This is a genomic window from Campylobacter sp. CFSAN093259, from assembly GCF_012889985.1.
GTDB lineage: Bacteria > Campylobacterota > Campylobacteria > Campylobacterales > Campylobacteraceae > Campylobacter_D > Campylobacter_D jejuni.
On sequence record NZ_CP040617.1, the window covers coordinates 87,424 to 107,193 of the forward strand.

Sequence of the window (19,770 nt, forward strand, 5' to 3'; positions counted from 1 at the left end):
AAGCAAAGTAAAATTTCTAACAAATATTCTAAAAACGAATATTTGTTGAAATAAAACTTAAATTTTTTTAATTATTTCACTATAACTTCAGGGATGATTCCTTGTAAGAAAAAAGCTATAATGCAAGTCCAAATTCCTATTAAAATAATAAAAGCTACAGAATATTTTAATGTGAATTTGAAAAGATCAGATTCTTTTCCCACAAGTCCAACCGCTGCACAAGCTATAGCAATGCTTTGTGGACTGATCATCTTCCCAACAACCCCACCTACTGAATTAGCTGCTAAAAATAAAGCTTCGCTAATACCTAGTTTTTGAGCGCTTACTTGTTGCAAGGTTCCAAAAAGTAAATTAGCACTTGTATCAGAGCCTGTTAAAAATACCCCTATCCAGCCAATGATTGGTGAAAAGAAAGAAAAAGCGTCACCTGTGTGTGCAAAAGCAAGTCCTAAAGTAGTGCTCATACCACTATTTTTAGAGATAAAAGCAAAGGCCACAACCAAACCTATGGTGATACAAGGTATAGCCATTTCTTTTAAGGTAACCCAAAAGCATTCTGCAGCATCTTCGGCTTTGATTTTTAAAATAGCTATAGTTAAAAAAGCGGCAAGTAAAATCGCTGTTCCTGCTTGAGCTACGGTTTTTCCATTGATTAAATCTACACCCAAGGCCAAAGATAAAGGCTTAGCTTCTCCTATGCCTGTGATAGAAGGGCTTAAAATTCCAGTTGTGATATTGCTAAATTGTAAAGTAATACTTGTATAGCTTAAAATTCCATCCTTATCAAAGAGAGCTTTAAACCAAGGTTGTGTCCAAATGATAATACAAACAATGAGTAAAATAAAAGGTGACCAAGCTTTTAAAATTTGATTAAAACTTAAGGTGTTATCTTGAGTGAAATTGCTTTCATTGTCAAATCTAAAAATATTTTTTGGTTTCCAAAATTTCAAAAATACAGTCGTAACTGCTAAAGAAACCACAGCTGAAATAATATCAGGTAATTCCGCTCCTAGGTGATTTGAGCTTAAAAATTGAGTAGTTGTAAAACTTAGCGCCGCAACTAAAATAGCTGGAAAAGTTTCTTTAATACCTTTAAATCCATCCATTAAAAAAACTATGAAAAAAGGTATAGTAAGGCTTAAAGGAACTAGCATTCTACCTACCATGGCAGAAACTGAATGCTGTTCTATGCCGACAAGATTTGCCATAGCAATAATAGGAATTCCCACCGCACCAAAAGCAACAGGAGCGGTATTTGCGATAAGACAAAGCCCTGCAGCTTGTAAAGGACGCAAGCCAAGTCCTACTAAAAGTGCAGCGGTTATAGCCACAGGGCCACCAAAACCTATAGCACCCTCTAAAAATGAACCAAAACAAAAACCTATTAAAATCACTTGAATTCTATGATCTGGAGTAATGCTCATCACGCTTTTTTTAATGATTTCAAAAGAACCTGACTTGATAGAAAGTTTGTAAAGAAAGATTGCCGCGATGATAATCCAAGCTATAGGCCACATACCATTTGTAAAGCCTTGAATAAAACTTGCACCCACTAAATTCCAAGGCATTTTATAGGCAAATAAAGCTACTAAAGTAGCAAGTATAACAGTTAAAAAACCTGCTTGATAGCCTTTAAGTTTTAAAACAACCAAACAAACTAAAAAACATAGTATAGGTAAAAATGCCACTAAAGCACTTAGCCAAATATTTGAAAAAGGGTCATAAATTTGTTGCCATGTTAAAATTTGTTCCAATTTTTCCTCCTTGATAATTATTATGTATAAATTTATTGTAACAAAAAAATTACATTAAAATAAAAAAATTATAGAGTAAGGTAAATTACATTGTATTATTAATTATTTTGTGTATTTTAGTAATATCATAAATATTAAATAAATATAAAAATAGAACAAGATAAAAATCTTATTCTAAAGGGGTAGCAGCTGTTAAAGGTGGGGTTATAATCATTAGTTCATTTACTTCAGCAAAAAAAATAGGATCTAGGGTGCAAGGGGCTATTCCAAAGCGTTTTTGTATAGGAATATTTGGATTAAAAAAAGTTACTATACATTCATCAGATTCCAAAACTAAAGAACGAATTTGCACAGCTGAAGTTGTTGTTGGCATTATAGAAAATACAGTTTCTAATTTACCATCTTTTAGATCATCTTGACAAGATTTTGCTCCAAAGGTTCCATCTTCTAAGATGGCTAAACAAAGATCGCTTTCTTTTGGATTTGTAAATTGCACATAACCAAAAGGAAGTTCATCAGCTAATTTATCTTTTTGTTTTAACTCATCGCTTAAAACAATTTCTTTAATATTCCAATTTTGATCAATAGGATCTTTTGAGGTATCCCTAAAGGCGCTTAAAAAAATTCCCGTTTCTAAGCTTCTTATAGAAACCATTTCGGTAAAATCTTTCAAATCTCCAGTAGGAGTTGCAAAGGCTAAAGTTATAAACATAAAAAACAAAGTAATAATTTTTTTCATATTAAATGTCCTAAAATTTTCTAAAATTTACTGGAAAATGATCTGAAACTATATGAGATCTTAAACTTGCAAGCATTAAAATCGCAGCTAAAAGCGGTGGAGTATAGGTTTGTTGTCTATTTGAATTTCCTGTAATTGCATAATCAAGAGTCCCTCCGCTTGCTTGAGTTGCGCTAGTTGGAAAAACCACTCTAATTCTATTTGCTAATTCTCTATCCACTGTACTTGTTATAGTAGAAGGATCACGGTTAAAATCCCCTGCTATCATCCAGTTAACTTGAGGCATATTTGCAAAATGTGCATCTACAGCTGTGATAATTGCTCCTACATCTGTTCCTCCATTAGCTAAAGCATGGATATTGAAAAAAGCATCATTTCCATTGCGAATTCCTATAATGGGTCTTGAAACTGTAGTAGGTGGAGGTAAAACAATCACTTCTTCAGCTTGCATTCTTGAAACTATAGCTAAATTTACACGATTAGCTCCTACATCAACGCGAGAATAATAAATAAAAACCCTATCAGGCCTTGAAAGAGTTCCTAAATTCCACTCATATTCATCAATAGGTGTTCCACCTTGTTGCACATGGCGTCCTGTTGGAGTGGCTGTTCTTGGTAAAGTTCCTGCTTCTTGTATCATTAAGATATCTAAGGGGTTTGCTCCACTTACAAGTTGTCTTACACTAACACTCCATTTGCTTTCTGTGGCTGCGGATGAGCCTTGCAAATTCCAAGTGCCAACATTAAAATTTTCTAAATTTGCAAAAGCAAGGTTAAAAGATAAAAATAAACATATAATTTTTTTCATCGTACCTCTCCTTGGCGATATAAAGGTTTTGCGGTAAAAGGCGGAGTAGTTAAAAACCATTGTTGATCAAAATTATCTTTTTTTGCACACTCTACGGTAAAAATTTTAAAAACCTTGTGAAAATCACCATAAAGATTTGTAATAGGTGCTTGTATGCATTTTCCATTTCCTAAATTTTTAATTTGAACCGCTGTATTGCTCATAGGGATAAGTTTCCACATTTGTGCGTGATTGCTTGCATCACAAGGATAATGGACAATTCCATTACCATAAGCATTAAGACAAGTATTGGTTTTGGCATTTTTAATCATTGCAAAATCATTAGGATAAAGCAAAAGTTGCCAAACTCTAGCATCGCCAAATCCTTTGCTATCGATTAAAGTATAGCCCCAAATCCAATTTCCTTGTGCTAAAGCCCAAACCGTTAAAGCTGCTCCGCTAGGGCCTAAAATGGTTAAAAAATCAGAAACCGCAGGGCGATTTTCAAAAATTAAAACATCATTAAAAGCTTCGTCTTTAAAGCGAGGATTGATCCCATTTGCTGCATTATTGTTGGCACTATTGCTTGTTCTAGTTAAAGGTGGGGTAATAGGAGTAATAGGTACTAAATCAGCACCGCTAATTAAACTTGGAATTTCTTGATTGGTAGGAAAAGTAGGTTCAAGTCCTAGTTTTAAAGGATCAGTATCTTCAAATTCTCCAAATGAACGCCCCAAAGGATTTACATTTTCAAATTTAGAAGAACATGCATAAAGAAAAAAAGTCATAAAACAACATAAAATAAAAACTATAATTTTTTGCATTAAAAACCTTGATATGTATTTAAATTTTTAAGAAAATAATAACATAAATTTCATTATAATTTTCCGCTTTTTAAAAATGTTTTATTTTGTTGTTTTTAAAGGTAGAATTTATATGTATCTTAAACACTTATATTTTAGCATCTCTCAAATTTTTAATTTTTACAAAGAAGGTTTTAAAAATTTAACTCTTGGAAAGACCCTTTGGAAAATTATTTTTATCAAACTTTTTGTTATGTTTGTGATTTTAAAACTTTTTGTTTTTGATGTAAATTTTAATTCTATTTTTAAAAGCGACAAAGAAAAAAGCACTTTTGTACTCAAAAATCTTACACTCGAAGGAAAATAAATGAACGAACTTAGTAGCGTTGATTGGTCAAGAGCGCAGTTTGCTTTAACTGCACTTTATCATTTTTTGTTTGTGCCTTTAACCTTAGGCTTGTCTTTTATGATCGCTATCATGGAAACCATCTATGTAAAAACTAAAAATGAAAGATGGAAAAAAATCACCAAATTTTGGCTTTCATTATTTGCTATAAATTTTGCTATCGGTGTAGCTACAGGCATTATAATGGAATTTGAATTTGGAACAAACTGGGCAAATTATAGCTGGTTTGTGGGTGATATTTTTGGTGCACCTTTGGCGGTTGAAGGTATTATGGCATTTTTTTTAGAGGCTACTTTTTTTGCAGTTATGTTTTTTGGCTGGGATAAAGTAAGCAAGGGTTTTCACTTACTTTCAACTTGGTGTGTGGCTATAGGAAGTAATCTTTCTGCTTTTTGGATTTTAGTGGCAAATGGTTGGATGCAATATCCTGTAGGAATGAGCTTTAACCCTGACACAGCAAGAAATGAAATGCAAAGCTTTTTTGAAGTAGCACTTTCTCCTGTAGCTATTTCAAAATTTTTACATACCATAGGCAGTGGTTATGTAATTTCAGCTTTATTTGTAATGGGAATTTCAGCTTGGTTTATGTTAAAAGGACGCCATATTATCGAGGCTAAAAAAAGCTTAGTTGTAGGAGCTAGTTTTGGTTTGGTTTGTTCAATCTTTTTGTTTTTCAGCGGAGATGAAAGCGCTTACCGTGTAACTCAAACTCAACCTATGAAACTTGCAGCTATGGAAGGGGTTTATCAAGGTGAACATCGTGCAGGACTTGTACCTTTTGGAATTTTAAATCCTAAAAAAACCATAGATAATAACGAAAGTGTGTTTTTATTTGACATTACTATACCTTACGCTCTTTCTATATTAGGAAACCGTGATCCAAATTCTTTTGTTCCAGGAATTGAAGATTTGATCTATGGAAATGAAAGCAAAGGTATAGAACCTATGCAAAATCGTATCGATAGAGGAAAAATCGCTATACAAGCTCTAAAAGACTATAAACTTGCTAAAGAAAACAATGATACAATAGCTATGGCAAATCACAAATCCATTTTAGAAACTCATTTTAAAGATTTTGGTTATGGATATTTAGAAAAACCAAGCGATACTATTCCACCTGTGGCTTTAACTTTTTATAGCTTTCATATCATGGTTGCTTTAGGAAGTTTTTTCTTTTTACTTTTCATCGTTACGCTTTATCTTACCATGGCAAATGATATTGAGAAATTTAGAAAAGTACTTTGGGTGTGTTTGTTATCCATTCCATTGGGTTATATTGCCGCTGAAGCAGGTTGGATTGTTGCTGAAGTAGGCAGACAACCTTGGGCAATTCAAGACTTGCTTCCTGTACATATCGCAGCAACACAACTTGGAAAAGTCAATGTTCAAATTTCATTTTGGATTTTTGCAGTACTTTTTACAGCATTATTGATTGCAGAAGTTAAAATCATGCTTACTCAGATTAAAAAAGGTTTTGACGCACATGCAGGACATACTCCACTTATGGGCAAAGGAGAAAAATAATGTTTTTTGGTTTAGAACTTGAAGGTTTGCAAATTTATTGGTGGTTGATTTTAAGTTTACTTGGTGGACTTTTAGTTTTTATGTTTTTTGTTCAAGGTGGACAGACTTTAATCGATGAGCTTAGCAAGGATGAGCTTGAAAAAACTATGCTAGTTAATTCTTTAGGGCGTAAATGGGAGCTTGGTTTTACAACTCTCGTACTTTTTGGCGGAGCAGCTTTTGCAGCTTTTCCACTTTTTTATAGTACAAGTTTTGGCGGAGCTTATTGGGCTTGGCTTTGTATTTTATTTTGTTTTATTTTACAGGCTGTGGCTTATGAATATCGCAAAAAAGAAAATAATGTTTATGGCTCTAAAACCTATGAAATTTTTCTTAAAATTAATGGTTATTTAGGTGTGTTTTTAATCGGAGTTGCAGTAAGTAGTTTTTTTAGCGGTTCTGAATTTATCTTAAATGAGCATAATTTTGTTTCTTGGCAAAATCCTTTGCACGGCTTAGAACTTTTACTTAATCCTTTTAATTATCTCTTAGGCTTATCTTTAGTATTTTTAGCAAGGCTTTTAGGCGCAGCGTATTTTATGAACAATATCAATGATGAGAATATCAAAATAAGAGCTATGAAAAAACTCATGATCAATAGTATTTTATTTTTACCTTTTTTCTTAGGTTTTTTAGCGTGGATTTTCTTAAAAGATGGTTTTAGTGTAGATACAAATGGAGTTGTAAGCATGAGTGCGAATTTATATTTATATAATTTCTTAAATCAAATGATTTTTGCTGTTTTGCTTGTTATTGGTGTGATTTTAGTGCTTTTAGGTATGGTTCAAGGAACAAAAGGTTGCTCTAAAGCTATTTTTACCCTAGGACTTGGAACGGTTTTAACAGTTTTTGCTTTATTATCAAGCATTGGTTTAGGTCAAAGTGCTTTTTACCCATCTTTAAGTGATTTACAAAGTTCTTTAACTTTAAAAAATGCAAGTTCAAGCTATTATACTCTAAGCGTCATGGCTTATGTATCTTTACTTGTACCTTTTGTTTTAGCTTATATTATCTATGTTTGGAATGCAATGGATAAAGTAAAAATCACACGCGAAGAAATCGCAAACGATGATCACGCATATTAAGGAGAAAAAATGTTACATGCTTTGTTTTTATTGGCTTGGCCTTTAGTAATTTATCTGAGCTATAAATTTATAATGCTAAATATCAATCAATTAGAAAAAGATAGCAAACTATAAAGCAAGATAAGATTTAAACCGATATAAGTATAAATCTTTTCAAAATATTGCAATTTGCCCATTTTTGGGCATCTTTTAATCATAAATCTTTTAAAGCTTCATTAGCAGCATCAAGGGCGTGAATAAGGCTTGTGTCAAAAATTTTGATATTTGTATCATTTTTGGATATTAATAAACCAATTTCAGTGCAAGCTAAAAGCACTCCTTTTGCCCCTTTTTCTTGTAGTTTTTTTATAATATTTAAATATTTTTCTTTAGAATCTTGCTTGATTTCACCTTTGCAAAGCTCATTAAAAATAATATCATTAACGATTTTTATATCTTCATCACTAGGAGTAATAACGCTAATATTTTCTTCAATCAGCATTTTTTTATAAAAATCCTGCGTCATTGTGTATTTAGTACCCAATAAACCAATTTTTTGTATGTTTTCTTGTTTTAAAGCCTTAGCAGAACTTTTTGCAATATGTAAAATAGGGATATTTATATTTTGTTGAATTTCATCAAAAACCTTATGCATAGTATTAGTTGCAATTATTATAAAATTAGCCCCTGCAAGTTCTAATTTTTTAGCACATTGAGTCAAAATTTGTGCAGCTTCTTGCCATTTATCTTGGCTTTGTAAATTTTCTATTTCTTCAAAATTAACACTGTAAAGTAAAATTTTTGCAGAATTTAAAGATTTTAATTTATCATTTATAGCTTGATTTATTGTTTTATAATAAGTAATAGTGCTTTCAAAACTCATTCCGCCTATAATACCAATGGTTTTCATTTTTCTCCTTAAGAATTAATTTTTGAGTCGTTTTATTACAATATATTTCATAGAAATATGATTTATTTTTAAATAAATATATTTTAATATTTTTATTAAAGTTTAAAATAATTTTTTAAACTATTTTCCAATCTATAGGAATTTTACCAACTTTTTTTAAAAATTCATTAGCCTTTGAAAAATGCTTACAACCTAAAAATCCTGTTCTAGCTAAAGGGCTTGGGTGAGCTGCTTTTAAAATCAAATGCTTAGTATTATCAATCAAAATCTCCTTGTTTTTTGCGTAATTTCCCCAAAGCATAAAAACAAGCCCTGATTTTTCATTACTTAATTTATGTATTATAGCATCACTAAATTCTTGCCAACCCCACGAACTATGGCTAGCTGCTTTATTTGCTTCAACGCTAAGAATAGAATTTAAGAGCAAAACTCCTTGTTTTGCCCAAGAGCTTAAATCTCCGCTTTTTGCTGGAGTGATGTTTAAATCATTTTGCAATTCTTTAAAAATATTATTAAGACTTGGTGGGATTTTTACATTTTTTGGAACCGAAAAACTAAGCCCCATTGCTTGATTTGGTTGATGATAAGGATCTTGTCCTAGGATAATAATTTTAATTTCTTTTAAAGGACATAAATTAAAAGCATTAAAGATTAAATTCGCAGGTGGATAAATAATTATATTTTGATTAATCGCATTTAGGTATTGTTTTTTGATTTCTAGAAAATATTTTTTTTGAAATTCGTCTCTTAAAAATTCTTTCCAGTCATCATTTATTTTAATCTTATCTATGTTTATTGTAATTTCTTCCATATTATCCCTAATTATTTAAATTATTAAAAATTTTATTCTAACAAAAAAGCTTGCAAAAATATATTAATTTTTTTTGAAGTAAATAAAATTTTTTATATTAATAAAAATTAAATATAAAGACATAATAGGATATAAAAATACTTAATTTATCGTATTTGAAAGCAGTTTACTTATTAATCAATTATTAACTAAAAATGCGATATCATTATTTTATGATTTAAATCAAAAATTTTTGATTTAAAATTAAAATACTTTTATGAAAGGTTCAAAATGGGAACAAGAAAAGAACATGATTTTATTGGGGAATTGGAAATCTCTGATGAGGTTTATTATGGAGTGCAAACTTTTAGAGCTGTTGAAAATTTTGATATTTCTCATGATAGATTAAAAGATTTTCCTCGCTTTGTTAGGGCTTTGGCTAGAGTAAAAAAAGCTGCAGCTATGGCAAATCATGAATTAGGTCTTTTGGATAAAAATATCCAAGATGCGATTATTAAAGCGTGTGATAAAATTTTAGAAGGTGGGTATTATGATCAATTTGTAGTAGATATGATCCAAGGAGGTGCTGGAACAAGTACAAATATGAATGCTAATGAAGTTATAGCAAACATAGGACTTGAACTTATGGGTCATAAAAAAGGTGAATACCAATATCTTCATCCAAATGATCATGTTAATTTAAGCCAAAGTACTAATGATGCTTATCCTACAGCTTTACACCTTGCCTTGCATGATTATTTAAGTGATTTGGCAAAAGCTATGGAACATCTAAAAAAAGCTTATGAGAGAAAAGCTGAAGAATTTAAAGATGTTCTTAAAATGGGTAGAACCCAACTGCAAGATGCTGTACCTATGACTTTAGGTCGTGAATTTAAAACTTTTGCCGTAATGATAGGTGAAGATATACAAAGAGTATTAGAAGCTAGAAAATTGATTTTAGAGATCAATTTGGGTGGAACTGCTATTGGAACAGGAATTAATTCTCATCCTGATTATCCGAAGGTTGTAGAAAGAAAAATAAGAGAAGTGACAGGTTTTGAATATACTGTGGCTGAGGATTTAATCGAGGCGACTCAAGATACGGGAGCTTATGTACAAATTTCAGGTGTTTTAAAACGTGTTGCAACAAAACTTTCTAAAGTATGTAATGACTTAAGACTTTTAAGTAGTGGTCCAAAATGTGGTCTTAATGAGATTAATCTTCCAAAAATGCAACCAGGTAGTTCTATCATGCCAGGTAAGGTAAATCCTGTTATTCCTGAAGTAGTTAATCAAGTTTGTTATTTTGTTATTGGAGCAGACGTAACTGTAACTTTTGCTTGTGAGGGTGGACAATTACAACTTAATGTTTTTGAACCAGTTGTAGCATATAGCTTATTTAATTCTGTTGTAATGCTAGAAAAAGCAATGTATACTTTAGCTGATAAATGTATAGATGGTATTACCGCAAATGAAAAAATTTGTTCAGACTTTGTCTATAATTCAGTAGGTATAGTAACAGCTTTAAATCCTTATATTGGTTATGAAAATTCAGCTTCTATAGCCAAAGAGGCAATGAACACTGGAAAAAGAGTGGCTGATATTGCGCTTGAAAGAGGGCTTTTAAGCAAAGAACAAATTGATGAAATTTTAACTCCATCAAATATGCTAAATCCTCACATGGAAGCTAAAAAATAGCACTTAGGATTTAATATGGATATAATGATAATTTTGCAAGTAATCGTCCTTCTTGGGGCGATTTTTATCGGTATTCGCCTAGGTGGTATTGCTATAGGTTATGCTGGAGGATTAGGTGTAGTTATATTAGGGCTTGTTTTAGGTATGAAACCTGGTAATATTCCTTGGGATGTTATTTTAATTATTGCCGCAGCTATTGCAGCAATTTCTGCTATGCAACAAGCAGGTGGACTTGATTACATGGTAAGGGTGACAGAAAAAATTTTAAGATCAAGTCCTAAATTTATAAATTATTTAGCTCCAGCTTGTGGGTGGTTGCTTACAATTTTAGCAGGAACAGGAAATGCGGTATTTTCTTTAATGCCTGTTGTAGTTGATGTTGCAAAATCTCAAAACATAAAACCTAGTGTTCCACTTTCATTAATGGTTGTTTCTTCGCAAATTGGAATCACTGCTTCTCCTGTAAGTGCAGCTGTGGTTTATATGAGCGGAGTTTTAGAGCCACTTGGATGGAATTATCCAACTTTAATTGGAATTTGGATTAGCACAACTTTTGTAGCTTGTATGCTTGCAGCTTTTATAGTGAGTTTAATCACTCCTATGGATTTGAGTAAGGATAGTGTTTATCAAGAACGATTAAAAGCAGGACTTGTAAAGGATGCAGGAGCTGTTTTGCATGGCGAAGATAAACCAGGTGCTAAACTTTCAGTGGTAATTTTCTTGATCACTGTTTTGGCAGTTGTACTTTATGCAACCGCAATTTCAAGTAATATTAAATGGATTGATCCTGTTGTGGTTTCAAGAGATGCAGCTATTATGAGCTTTTTACTTACTGCAGCAACTTTGATCACTTGGCTTTGTAAAGTTGAACCAGGTAAAATTCTTGACACTAGTGTATTTAAAAGCGGTATGACTGCTTGTGTTTGTGTTTTTGGTGTAGCATGGCTTGGAAATACTTTTGTTGCAGGACACGAAGCTTCTATCAAAGAAGTAGCAGGCGACTGGGTTAAACAAACCCCTGCTATGTTAGCAGTTGCATTTTTCTTTGCAAGTATGCTTTTATATTCTCAAGCAGCAACCGCAAAGGCCATTGTACCTGTAATTATCACTGCTTTAGGAATTTCAGCAGCAAATCCGCATGATTCTTATATGCTTGTAGCTTGTTTTGCAGCAGTTTCAGCACTTTTTGTACTTCCAACTTATCCGACTTTGTTAGGTGCAGTGCAAATGGATGATACAGGAACGACTAGAATTGGTAAATTTATATTTAATCACTCATTCTTTATACCAGGGGTTTTAGCTATTGCAATTGCTGTAGCATTAGGCTTTGTATTAGCTCCTATGCTTATTTAAATCAAACCCTAGGTTTTTCTCTCCTAGGGTTAAAATTTTTTCATTAGTTTTTAAGTATATACTACGCTATAATATTCATTTTTAATTTTCTTTAAGAAAGGAATTTAATGAAGATAAAAGTTGGGTTGATTTTTTCAGGTATTGCTTGCCTTTTTTTAACAGCTTGTGTTAATCAGGTTAAACAAAATACAACATTTGAAAATACTTTAACACAAAAATATTGTGGTGATGATTTTTTCAATCAAAATTTAGAAAAAATTAAAAAAAATGATGATGTCATTTATACAGGATTAAATGCAGGTTTGATTGCTAGAAATTGTGGTGATTTTAATAAAAGTAATGTATTTTTTGATGCTGTAGAAGAATCTTATAAATATGATGTGGATTTAGAAAATGTAAGCCCTAAAGCAGCTAAATTTATTGGTACAACCTTGCTTAATGATAATATAGTAGATTATGATGGTTCTTTATATGAAAGAATTATGGTTAATATATATAAAGCTCTAAACTATATGGAAGAAGATGATTATGAAAATGCAAGAGTTGAGTTTAATCGTGTTTTAATGCGTCAAGATAAGGCAAAAGAATATTTTGCTAAAGAAATTGAAAAAAATCGTGCTGATTTAGATAAGGCAAAAGAAGATAAAAATTATGATAAAAATATGAATGAAAATTCAAAAGTTATAGAAGCGCAATATGACAATTTATTTAAAGAATTTGATACAACAAAAAATTTCATAAATCCTTATGCGACTTATCTTGCTTCAATATTTTTCTTTATGGATAAAGATTATAGAAAAGCTGCAGATTTATTTAGAGAAGTAGCTATTATTTATCCAAAAAACAAAACTATCAAAAAAGAGGCTAAAATTTTTAAAGAATATGCCACAAAAATAAAAGTCAAAAAAGCTAAAAAATATGTTTTTGTAGTTTATGAAAATGGATTTGGTGTAGTTAAGGATGAATTTGCTTTAACCTTACCTTTTATAGTGGATAAAAAAATTATTAGTACAAATATTGCTTTGCAAACCTTGAAAAAAAGGGAAGCTTCTTTTGCAAATTTAAATATAAATGGTCAAAATACAAATGATTTTGTAGATTTAGACAATATTGTCGCTACTGAATTTAAAATAAATATGCCTGCAATGATTGCTAAAGCCTTAGCTCAAACTATAATTAAAACCACTTTAAATGTAGCTGTTGCAAATAATGACTCTACAGGTGGATGGCTAAGTCTTGCAACAGCAGTAGCAACTGCTGCAACCAATAAAGCTGATGTGCGTTCTTGGAGAGGTTTACCAAAAAGTATTGCCATAGCAACAATAGAAAACGACGGAAATTTAGAAATCAAAGATCCACAAGGCAATATTTTGTTTCAAAAATCATTGGATAAAAATAAAAATGCTCTTGTGATAGTGCGTTCTTTTGCTCCGTATTTACCCGCAAGTGTTGCTATCATGGAAAAATAAGGCTAAAAGATGAAAAAAAATATTTTATTTATTTTAATGTTTTTACTTAGTGCTTGTGCACCAAGTTATCAAATAAATTCAAATCAAAATACTGTAATTTTAGGTTCAAATTTACCAAAAAGTTTAGTAAAACAATTTCAAAAGCGTATAAATAGCAATGGTTATTTAGAATTTGAAGTGATTTTGCGCAGTACTTTTGCTAAAGATGTAATTTATAAAGTAGATTGGTTAGATAAAGATGGTTTTGTGCTAAGAGATGTTTTAAATGAGGACTATCAAGCCCTTAGAATTCCAGCAGGACAAGAGGTAATTCTTCGTAAACTTGCATCTGATACAAGAGCGAATGATTTTAGATTAGAAATTAAAGCAAAAAATTAATCTCATTTTAGGAAGGATAAATCATGAAAAAAACAAAAATTTTAGGAACAGCTCTTATTGGAGCTTTGCTTTTTAGTGGTTGTGCGCAAACAGCTTATACAGATGGAAAGGCAAGTCAGGTAAAAAAAGGCGATGCTTTAACCTTGGGTCTTGATAGACAAGATTTTGAAAGTGCAGCTGAAACTATGATAAATAGTATGTTAAGCGATCCTGCTTTTGCAAATATTAAACCAGGTACAAGAAAGGTTATTGCTATTGGTAGGGTTGTGAATGATACCCCGCAAAGAATCGATACTGAAAAACTCACCGCAAAAATCACTTCTGCATTAAGAAAATCAGGTAAATTTGTTCTAACTTCAGCAGTTGCTGCAGGCGGAGCACTTGATAGCATGAGTGAAGATGTAAGAGAATTAAGAGATAATGATGAGTTTAATCAAAAAACCATAGCAAAAAAAGGGACATTGGTATCGCCTGATTTTTCTCTTGCGGGTAAAATTAGACAAGATAATGTAAAACTTAGCAATGGTAAAACTCAAGTAGAATACTTTTTCTTACTAAGACTTACTGATTTAACATCAGGTTTAGTTTATTGGGAAGATGAACAAACTATTGATAAAACCGGTTCTAGTAAATCAGTTACTTGGTAAAATAAAAATTAATTTATGAATAAAATTTTTTAGCTCAAGTGTTTAGCTTGGGCTTTTTTTATGATTTTTAAAAGGATACGAAATGAAAAAAATATTATTTATCGGCTCTTTAGTTATGGCAAGTTTACTTTATGCACAAGGTTCCCAGCCTGTAGAAATTACACAACAAGATATAAATACTCAAAATGAAATGTCTGACGCAAGTACTAAGGATATTACCCCAAAATCAATTGAAGATTTTTTTGAAGAATTTGCGGATAATTTCGGTATAGAATATGGTATAACCAAAGATGGAAAAACTTTTTATACAGGAAAAAGTACTGTTGCTGTAAATGATACTGATCCACAATTTGCACAAGCTTTACAAAATGCTTACCAAAAAGCAATGTTAAATTTGCAAAGCGAATTTATAAGAGATGCTTTTGGAAGAATTGCTACAAGCAAGATTCAAAATTATGAAGCAGATAATTCTACGAATGCTAAGGAATTTGATGAATTGCCAAAAGGTGATAAGGTTGATCAAATTTTAAATAAACTTACACAATTAGCTGGTGCTCAGCTTGATAAGGCATTAAAAGATTTAGGTATAGATACAAATTCTTTAAGCGAAGACAGAAAAAAGACTTTATTAAAGCAAGAATTTCTTAATAAAACTATGACAAATGCCATAGGTTCTATGAGTGGACTTGTTCCTGTGCAAACTATAGTTACACAAAGAAGAGGTGAGTATGATGTAGGTGTTATTGCTGTTATTTCCAATAAAACTCGCCAATTAGCAAAAGATATGGCACTAGCAAGACAGAGTGCTATTAAGGGTAAAGGCAAGGCAATAAGTGAGTATCTGCCAAAAGATACAAAAGGCTTTTTAAATGAATATGGAATTCGCTTAGTTTATGATGAAAATGGTGCACCTATTATTTTAAGTTATGGAAACTGGGGTTATGTAGCAGATCCTAGCAATGCTAAAAAAACAAATATTTTAGAAGATAGAGCCAAAGAAACAGCACTTACTATGGCTGATGCTGCTATTATAGAGTTTATTAATACAAATTTAAGTCTTAAAGATGAAAGAACAACTGGTGATACTTACGAGGAAATCATCAAACAAAGTATTAATGTTAATGATAGTTCCACTCAAGAACAAACTCAAAACATAACAAATATTATTGACAAAGTAAATAGTAAAATAAAAGCAAGCGCAAGCGGTAAAATTCGTGGTATTCGTACTCTTAAAAAATGGAGCTATACAAGTGAAAATGGTATTGAACATGTAGGAGCTGTGAGATTTTATTCTTATGAAAATTTAGCTAACACAAATGAGGCTTTAAATTCAAAGTCAAATGCAACAAAAAATGAAGCTAAAAAATCTTCTAGCATACAAAGAAGTTCTAATGTTGTAAATAGCATGGATGATTTTTAAAGGTAAAAGATGAAAATAATTAAAATTCTTTTTTTAGGCTTATTTTTAAGCCTAAGTCTTAATGCTAAAGTTATAACCACAACTTCAACAAAATCAAGCACAGGTGAAGGCACAGGCTTGACTAGGGAAGATGCGATAAACAATGCCATTATAGAAGCTATAGGAAAAATGAGTGGAGTAAGCATCAATTCTCTTAAGAAATCTAACACTAGCGTTTCAACTGATAATTCAGGTTCAAATATACAAGATAATTACAGCGAGCAAATTTCAAAAGCCACCAAAGGTAGAGCTGATACTTATGAAATCAATAGTGTTGAACAAGATGCAAATGGTAAATATGCAGCCAATGTAACGATTTTTAAAACCACAACAACAAAAAAGTATCAAGCTCCAGGTTTAAGTGCAGATAATAGAAGAAGTATTACTGTTTTTGATTCTACTCCAGATGCTGCAAAAAGAGGTATAGGCTCAGCTTTGCAACAAAAAATCATTTCTGATTTATTGCAAAGTCGTAAATTTAATGTTTTAGACCGTGATTCTAGTGGCTATTATGAAATGGAAAAAGCTTTAATCAAAAGTGGCGACGCAGCTAGCGATGAAGTTTATAAACTTAAAAATATGTTAGCAACAGATTATATTTTATTGTTTTCTATTTCAGGACTTGAAGGTAAACAAAAAACAAGCAATTTAACAGGAAAAAGCAAAACTGAAATTGAAGTTATCGTAGATTATCGTGTGCTTTTATTTGCTACAAGACAAATTAAATTTTCTAATACTTTAAGCATGAAAGTCAATCTTAAAGACAATAGTCTTAGTGCCAATGAAACCGCACTCAAACAAATTGCAAATCGTATAGCAGGAGATATTTTAAACGCAATTTATCCTTTGAAAGTTGCAAGTGTTGAAAACAATGAAGTAATATTTTCTCAAAGCTTAAATCAAGGTGATGTTTATGAATGTTTTGCTCTTGGGAAGGTTATAAAAGATACTTATACAAAAGAAAATACAGGAAGAGTAGAAAGCAAAACAGGAAGTATTGAAATCACTCGCACAAGCCCTAAATTTTCTTATGCAAAAATCACAGAAGGTAGTGTAAAAGTGGCCGATATTTGCAGACCTTTAAGTAATACTGGTAGTGGAAATGGCTACACTATAGGTCGTGATGCAAATTATCAAACCCAAGAAGGCGGCGGAGTAAATCTAGGCTTTTAAATTTTTAGAGTTTGATTTTTCTCAAACTCTAAACTCTTTCTTAAATTCATCAAAAATTAAAGAAAAATTTTGTAAAATCGAAATTTTATTAAACCACTAAAGCTTTTAAATCCGTTATTACGGTGCTTTATGGTACTACCAATTTATAAGGAAAAGCAATGTATGCTATTATCAAACACAGCGGAAAGCAATACAAAGTAAGTGTTGGCGATGAGCTAAAACTAGATCACTTTGAAGCTGAAAGCAAAGCAAGTATTGAAGTAAGCGAAGTTCTTGCTATCAATGATAAAGAATTAAAGGTAGGTGCGCCTTTCGTAGCAGGTGCAAAAGTTGTTTTGGAAGTGATCAATCACGGAAAAGATAAAAAAGTTGTGATTTACAAAAAAAGACGCAGAAAAGATTCTAAACTCAAACGCGGTTTTAGAAGACAATTTACTCGCGTTGTAGTAAAAGATATCAAAGCTTAAGGAGTAAAGAATGGCACACAAGAAAGGTCAAGGTTCAACTCAAAATAACCGCGATTCCATAGGTCGTCGTTTAGGTGTTAAAAAATTTGGTGGCGAGTTTGTTAGAGCTGGAAATATCATCATCCGCCAAAGAGGAACTGCAACTCATGCAGGTAACAATGTAGGCATGGGAAAAGATCATACTATCTTTGCTCTAATTGATGGTTTTGTAAAATTCGAAAGAAAAGACAAAGATAGAAAAAAAGTTTCTGTATATCCTGCATAAGTTTTTAGGACGCTTTTTAGCGTCTTGAAAACTTTAAATTTATAAATTTAACTTCTTTTATTTACTCAAATTTAGCTTTATAAATTTAAAGTCAAAGGCAATTTAAATGTTTATTGATAGTGTTAAAATTACTTTAGCTTCAGGCGATGGTGGCAAAGGTGCTGTAAGTTTTCGCCGTGAAAAACATGTTCCACTTGGTGGCCCTGATGGAGGAGATGGTGGAAATGGTGGTGATATTATTTTCGTATGTGATAATAATACCCACACTCTTGTAAATTTCAAAGGCAAAAGAGAATTACGCGCGCAAAATGGTGCTGGTGGAATGGGACGCAATAAAAATGGCAAAAAGGGTGAAAATTTAGAACTTATAGTGCCCGAAGGAACGCAAGTTATCGATGCACAAACCAATGAAATTTTACTTGATCTTACCAAAGAAGGACAAAGAGAGCTTTTTTTAAAAGGTGGAAAAGGTGGACTTGGCAACACCCATTTTAAACACGCCACCAATCAACGCCCCGATTACGCACAACCTGGTATAAAAGGAGAAAGTCGCTTAGTCAGACTTGAACTTAAACTTATTGCCGATGTAGGGCTTGTGGGCTTTCCAAATGTGGGAAAATCTACTCTTATAAGCGTTGTTTCAAATGCAAAACCTGAAATTGCAAATTATGAATTTACCACCCTTACTCCAAAACTTGGACTTGTAGATGTAAATGAGTATAATTCCTTTGTTATGGCTGATATTCCAGGGATTATCGAAGGAGCAAGTGGGGGTAAAGGCTTAGGACTTGCCTTTTTAAAGCACATAGAAAGAACGAGCTTTTTACTTTTCGTGCTAGATCCTATGAGGCAAATGCCTTTAAAAGAACAATTTATAGTACTAAGAAAAGAACTTGAAAAATTTTCCAATGAACTTTTTGGGCGTAAATTTGGCATCATGATTTCAAAAAGTGATAGTGTTCGTTTAGGAGAGGAATTTGCTGAGCAAATTGCTTTAAACATTAATGAGTTAGACAATTATCTCAAAGAAATAAATAATCCACAAAGCTTTTTAATCAAAGTCTCAAGCCTTGAAAAAACAGGACTTAAAGAACTTAAATTCATGCTTTTAGAAGAAATTAAAACTTTAAGAAATAACAAAAAAAATTTAACAATCTAGGAAGTGTTTTATATTAAAAATTTCAAACACTCCCTATTTTTTCAAAAATAACTAGTTTATATGAAATTTTGGCTAAAATTATAAAAATTTTTCAAGGAATAAGCATGAAAAGAATAGTTGTTAAAGTGGGTTCTCATGTGATTAGCGAAGAAAACACTTTAAGTTTTGAGCGTCTTAAAAATTTAGTCGCATTTTTAGCTAAACTCATGGAAAAATATGAAGTAATTTTAGTAACCTCGGCGGCTATTTCGGCAGGACACACCAAACTAGATATCGATAGAAAAAACCTTATTAATAAACAAGTTTTAGCTGCTATTGGACAACCTTTTTTAATCAGTGTTTATAACGAGCTTTTAGCCAAATTTAACAAACTAGGCGGACAAATTTTACTTACAGGCAAGGATTTTGACTCTAGAAAAGCTACTAAACACGCAAAAAATGCTATCGATATGATGATAAATTTAGGAATTTTGCCTATTATCAATGAAAATGACGCTACAGCTATAGAAGAAATTGTCTTTGGTGATAATGATAGTTTAAGTGCTTATGCTACGCATTTTTTTGATGCGGATTTGCTTGTGATTTTAAGCGATATTGATGGATTTTACGATAAAAATCCTAGTGAATTTAGTGATGCAAAGCGTTTAGAAAAAATCACTCATATTAAAGAAGAATGGCTACAAGCAACCATAAAAACAGGTAGTGAGCACGGAACAGGTGGTATAGTAACCAAACTTAAGGCAGCTAAATTTTTACTTGAACACAATAAAAAAATGTTTTTAGCAAGTGGCTTTGATTTAAGTGTGGCAAAGACATTTTTATTAGAAGATAAACAAATAGGTGGAACTTTGTTTGAGTGATTAATTTATTAAATTCTCTTTTAAAA

Annotated in this window: 20 protein-coding genes; 14 read left to right on the forward strand and 6 right to left on the reverse strand. The window is 31.7% G+C overall.

Annotation, left to right across the window (positions count from 1 at the left end):
- Positions 1–71: 71 nt before the first annotated feature.
- From FBF20_RS00385 to cdtA, 4 genes are all read right to left on the reverse strand, one after another.
- Positions 72–1,754: an L-lactate permease gene (locus FBF20_RS00385; RefSeq protein WP_002851907.1), complete on the reverse strand. Its 1,683-nt coding sequence runs from the start codon at positions 1,752–1,754 to the stop codon at positions 72–74.
- A gap of 169 nt (positions 1,755–1,923) precedes the next feature.
- A complete protein-coding gene (gene cdtC / locus FBF20_RS00390; protein ID WP_002851967.1) occupies positions 1,924–2,493 on the reverse strand; it encodes a cytolethal distending toxin subunit Cj-CdtC in 570 nt (189 codons plus the stop codon).
- Positions 2,494–2,503: 10 nt separating this feature from the next.
- Entirely contained in the window at positions 2,504–3,301 is a 798-nt protein-coding gene (cdtB, locus tag FBF20_RS00395) for a cytolethal distending toxin nuclease subunit Cj-CdtB (RefSeq protein ID WP_002851847.1), read from the reverse strand.
- Entirely contained in the window at positions 3,298–4,104 is an 807-nt protein-coding gene (gene cdtA, locus FBF20_RS00400; protein WP_002852021.1) for a cytolethal distending toxin subunit Cj-CdtA, read from the reverse strand. The genes cdtB and cdtA overlap by 4 nt, the downstream gene beginning before the upstream one ends.
- 112 nt (positions 4,105–4,216) lie before the next feature.
- On the opposite strand from cdtA, the gene FBF20_RS00405 reads away from it, so the two are divergent.
- The 3 genes from FBF20_RS00405 to cydB are packed head-to-tail and all read left to right on the forward strand — an operon-like array spanning position 4,217 to position 7,137.
- Positions 4,217–4,450: a DUF4492 domain-containing protein gene (locus tag FBF20_RS00405; RefSeq protein ID WP_002851632.1), complete on the forward strand. Its 234-nt coding sequence runs from the start codon at positions 4,217–4,219 to the stop codon at positions 4,448–4,450.
- Positions 4,451–6,013, forward strand: coding sequence for a cytochrome ubiquinol oxidase subunit I (locus FBF20_RS00410; RefSeq protein ID WP_002859765.1), 1,563 nt, complete (start codon positions 4,451–4,453; stop codon positions 6,011–6,013).
- Positions 6,013–7,137, forward strand: coding sequence for a cytochrome d ubiquinol oxidase subunit II (gene cydB / locus FBF20_RS00415; RefSeq protein WP_168952589.1), 1,125 nt, complete (start codon positions 6,013–6,015; stop codon positions 7,135–7,137). The genes FBF20_RS00410 and cydB overlap by 1 nt, the downstream gene beginning before the upstream one ends.
- A 193-nt stretch (positions 7,138–7,330) precedes the next feature.
- Here the strand turns inward: cydB and FBF20_RS00420 are convergent, their stop codons facing one another.
- Entirely contained in the window at positions 7,331–8,026 is a 696-nt protein-coding gene (locus tag FBF20_RS00420; protein WP_002851706.1) for an aspartate/glutamate racemase family protein, read from the reverse strand.
- Between the two features lie 115 nt (positions 8,027–8,141).
- Positions 8,142–8,837, reverse strand: a complete 696-nt coding sequence (gene ung / locus FBF20_RS00425) for a uracil-DNA glycosylase (RefSeq protein ID WP_002851931.1) — start codon at positions 8,835–8,837, stop codon at positions 8,142–8,144.
- 270 nt (positions 8,838–9,107) lie between these two features.
- Between ung and aspA the strand changes: the two genes are divergently transcribed.
- The 11 genes from aspA (at position 9,108) to proB (ending at position 19,744) form a co-directional block, all read left to right on the forward strand.
- A complete protein-coding gene (gene aspA, locus FBF20_RS00430; RefSeq protein ID WP_002851742.1) occupies positions 9,108–10,514 on the forward strand; it encodes an aspartate ammonia-lyase in 1,407 nt (468 codons plus the stop codon).
- Positions 10,515–10,529: 15 nt separating this feature from the next.
- Positions 10,530–11,867 (forward strand): anaerobic C4-dicarboxylate transporter, encoded by a 1,338-nt coding sequence (locus tag FBF20_RS00435; protein ID WP_002852014.1) that lies wholly within the window; start codon positions 10,530–10,532, stop codon positions 11,865–11,867.
- Positions 11,868–11,974: 107 nt separating this feature from the next.
- Entirely contained in the window at positions 11,975–13,336 is a 1,362-nt protein-coding gene (locus FBF20_RS00440) for a COG3014 family protein (protein ID WP_002851858.1), read from the forward strand.
- A gap of 9 nt (positions 13,337–13,345) precedes the next feature.
- Entirely contained in the window at positions 13,346–13,714 is a 369-nt protein-coding gene (locus tag FBF20_RS00445) for a YcfL family protein (protein WP_002851817.1), read from the forward strand.
- A 23-nt stretch (positions 13,715–13,737) separates the two neighbouring features.
- Complete coding sequence (gene lpoB / locus FBF20_RS00450) at positions 13,738–14,361, forward strand: penicillin-binding protein activator LpoB (RefSeq protein ID WP_002851945.1); 624 nt, start codon at positions 13,738–13,740, stop codon at positions 14,359–14,361.
- 82 nt (positions 14,362–14,443) lie between these two features.
- Positions 14,444–15,781, forward strand: coding sequence for a DUF6844 domain-containing protein (locus FBF20_RS00455; protein ID WP_002851604.1), 1,338 nt, complete (start codon positions 14,444–14,446; stop codon positions 15,779–15,781).
- Between the two features lie 9 nt (positions 15,782–15,790).
- On the forward strand, positions 15,791–16,993 hold the full coding sequence (locus FBF20_RS00460; RefSeq protein ID WP_168952590.1) for a CsgG/HfaB family protein: 1,203 nt from the start codon (positions 15,791–15,793) through the stop codon (positions 16,991–16,993).
- Positions 16,994–17,151: 158 nt separating this feature from the next.
- A complete protein-coding gene (rplU, locus tag FBF20_RS00465; protein WP_002778820.1) occupies positions 17,152–17,460 on the forward strand; it encodes a 50S ribosomal protein L21 in 309 nt (102 codons plus the stop codon).
- Positions 17,461–17,470: 10 nt separating this feature from the next.
- On the forward strand, positions 17,471–17,725 hold the full coding sequence (gene rpmA / locus FBF20_RS00470; RefSeq protein ID WP_002800974.1) for a 50S ribosomal protein L27: 255 nt from the start codon (positions 17,471–17,473) through the stop codon (positions 17,723–17,725).
- A gap of 106 nt (positions 17,726–17,831) precedes the next feature.
- Positions 17,832–18,884, forward strand: coding sequence for a GTPase ObgE (gene obgE / locus FBF20_RS00475; RefSeq protein WP_002851611.1), 1,053 nt, complete (start codon positions 17,832–17,834; stop codon positions 18,882–18,884).
- Between the two features lie 104 nt (positions 18,885–18,988).
- A complete protein-coding gene (proB, locus tag FBF20_RS00480; RefSeq protein WP_002851769.1) occupies positions 18,989–19,744 on the forward strand; it encodes a glutamate 5-kinase in 756 nt (251 codons plus the stop codon).
- Positions 19,745–19,770 lie beyond the last annotated feature (26 nt).

What these genes read in the sequence shown, in the direction of transcription:
- cdtC (WP_002851967.1), bottom strand. Translation starts at nt 2,493, where the DNA reads ATGAAAAAAATTATTACTTTGTTTTTTATGTTTATAACTTTAGCCTTT.
- cdtB (WP_002851847.1), bottom strand. Translation starts at nt 3,301, where the DNA reads ATGAAAAAAATTATATGTTTATTTTTATCTTTTAACCTTGCTTTTGCA.
- cdtA (WP_002852021.1), bottom strand. Translation starts at nt 4,104, where the DNA reads ATGCAAAAAATTATAGTTTTTATTTTATGTTGTTTTATGACTTTTTTT.
- FBF20_RS00405 (WP_002851632.1), top strand. Translation starts at nt 4,217, where the DNA reads ATGTATCTTAAACACTTATATTTTAGCATCTCTCAAATTTTTAATTTT.
- FBF20_RS00410 (WP_002859765.1), top strand. Translation starts at nt 4,451, where the DNA reads ATGAACGAACTTAGTAGCGTTGATTGGTCAAGAGCGCAGTTTGCTTTA.
- cydB (WP_168952589.1), top strand. Translation starts at nt 6,013, where the DNA reads ATGTTTTTTGGTTTAGAACTTGAAGGTTTGCAAATTTATTGGTGGTTG.
- FBF20_RS00420 (WP_002851706.1), bottom strand. Translation starts at nt 8,026, where the DNA reads ATGAAAACCATTGGTATTATAGGCGGAATGAGTTTTGAAAGCACTATT.
- ung (WP_002851931.1), bottom strand. Translation starts at nt 8,837, where the DNA reads ATGGAAGAAATTACAATAAACATAGATAAGATTAAAATAAATGATGAC.
- aspA (WP_002851742.1), top strand. Translation starts at nt 9,108, where the DNA reads ATGGGAACAAGAAAAGAACATGATTTTATTGGGGAATTGGAAATCTCT.
- FBF20_RS00435 (WP_002852014.1), top strand. Translation starts at nt 10,530, where the DNA reads ATGGATATAATGATAATTTTGCAAGTAATCGTCCTTCTTGGGGCGATT.
- FBF20_RS00440 (WP_002851858.1), top strand. Translation starts at nt 11,975, where the DNA reads ATGAAGATAAAAGTTGGGTTGATTTTTTCAGGTATTGCTTGCCTTTTT.
- FBF20_RS00445 (WP_002851817.1), top strand. Translation starts at nt 13,346, where the DNA reads ATGAAAAAAAATATTTTATTTATTTTAATGTTTTTACTTAGTGCTTGT.
- lpoB (WP_002851945.1), top strand. Translation starts at nt 13,738, where the DNA reads ATGAAAAAAACAAAAATTTTAGGAACAGCTCTTATTGGAGCTTTGCTT.
- FBF20_RS00455 (WP_002851604.1), top strand. Translation starts at nt 14,444, where the DNA reads ATGAAAAAAATATTATTTATCGGCTCTTTAGTTATGGCAAGTTTACTT.
- FBF20_RS00460 (WP_168952590.1), top strand. Translation starts at nt 15,791, where the DNA reads ATGAAAATAATTAAAATTCTTTTTTTAGGCTTATTTTTAAGCCTAAGT.
- rplU (WP_002778820.1), top strand. Translation starts at nt 17,152, where the DNA reads ATGTATGCTATTATCAAACACAGCGGAAAGCAATACAAAGTAAGTGTT.
- rpmA (WP_002800974.1), top strand. Translation starts at nt 17,471, where the DNA reads ATGGCACACAAGAAAGGTCAAGGTTCAACTCAAAATAACCGCGATTCC.
- obgE (WP_002851611.1), top strand. Translation starts at nt 17,832, where the DNA reads ATGTTTATTGATAGTGTTAAAATTACTTTAGCTTCAGGCGATGGTGGC.
- proB (WP_002851769.1), top strand. Translation starts at nt 18,989, where the DNA reads ATGAAAAGAATAGTTGTTAAAGTGGGTTCTCATGTGATTAGCGAAGAA.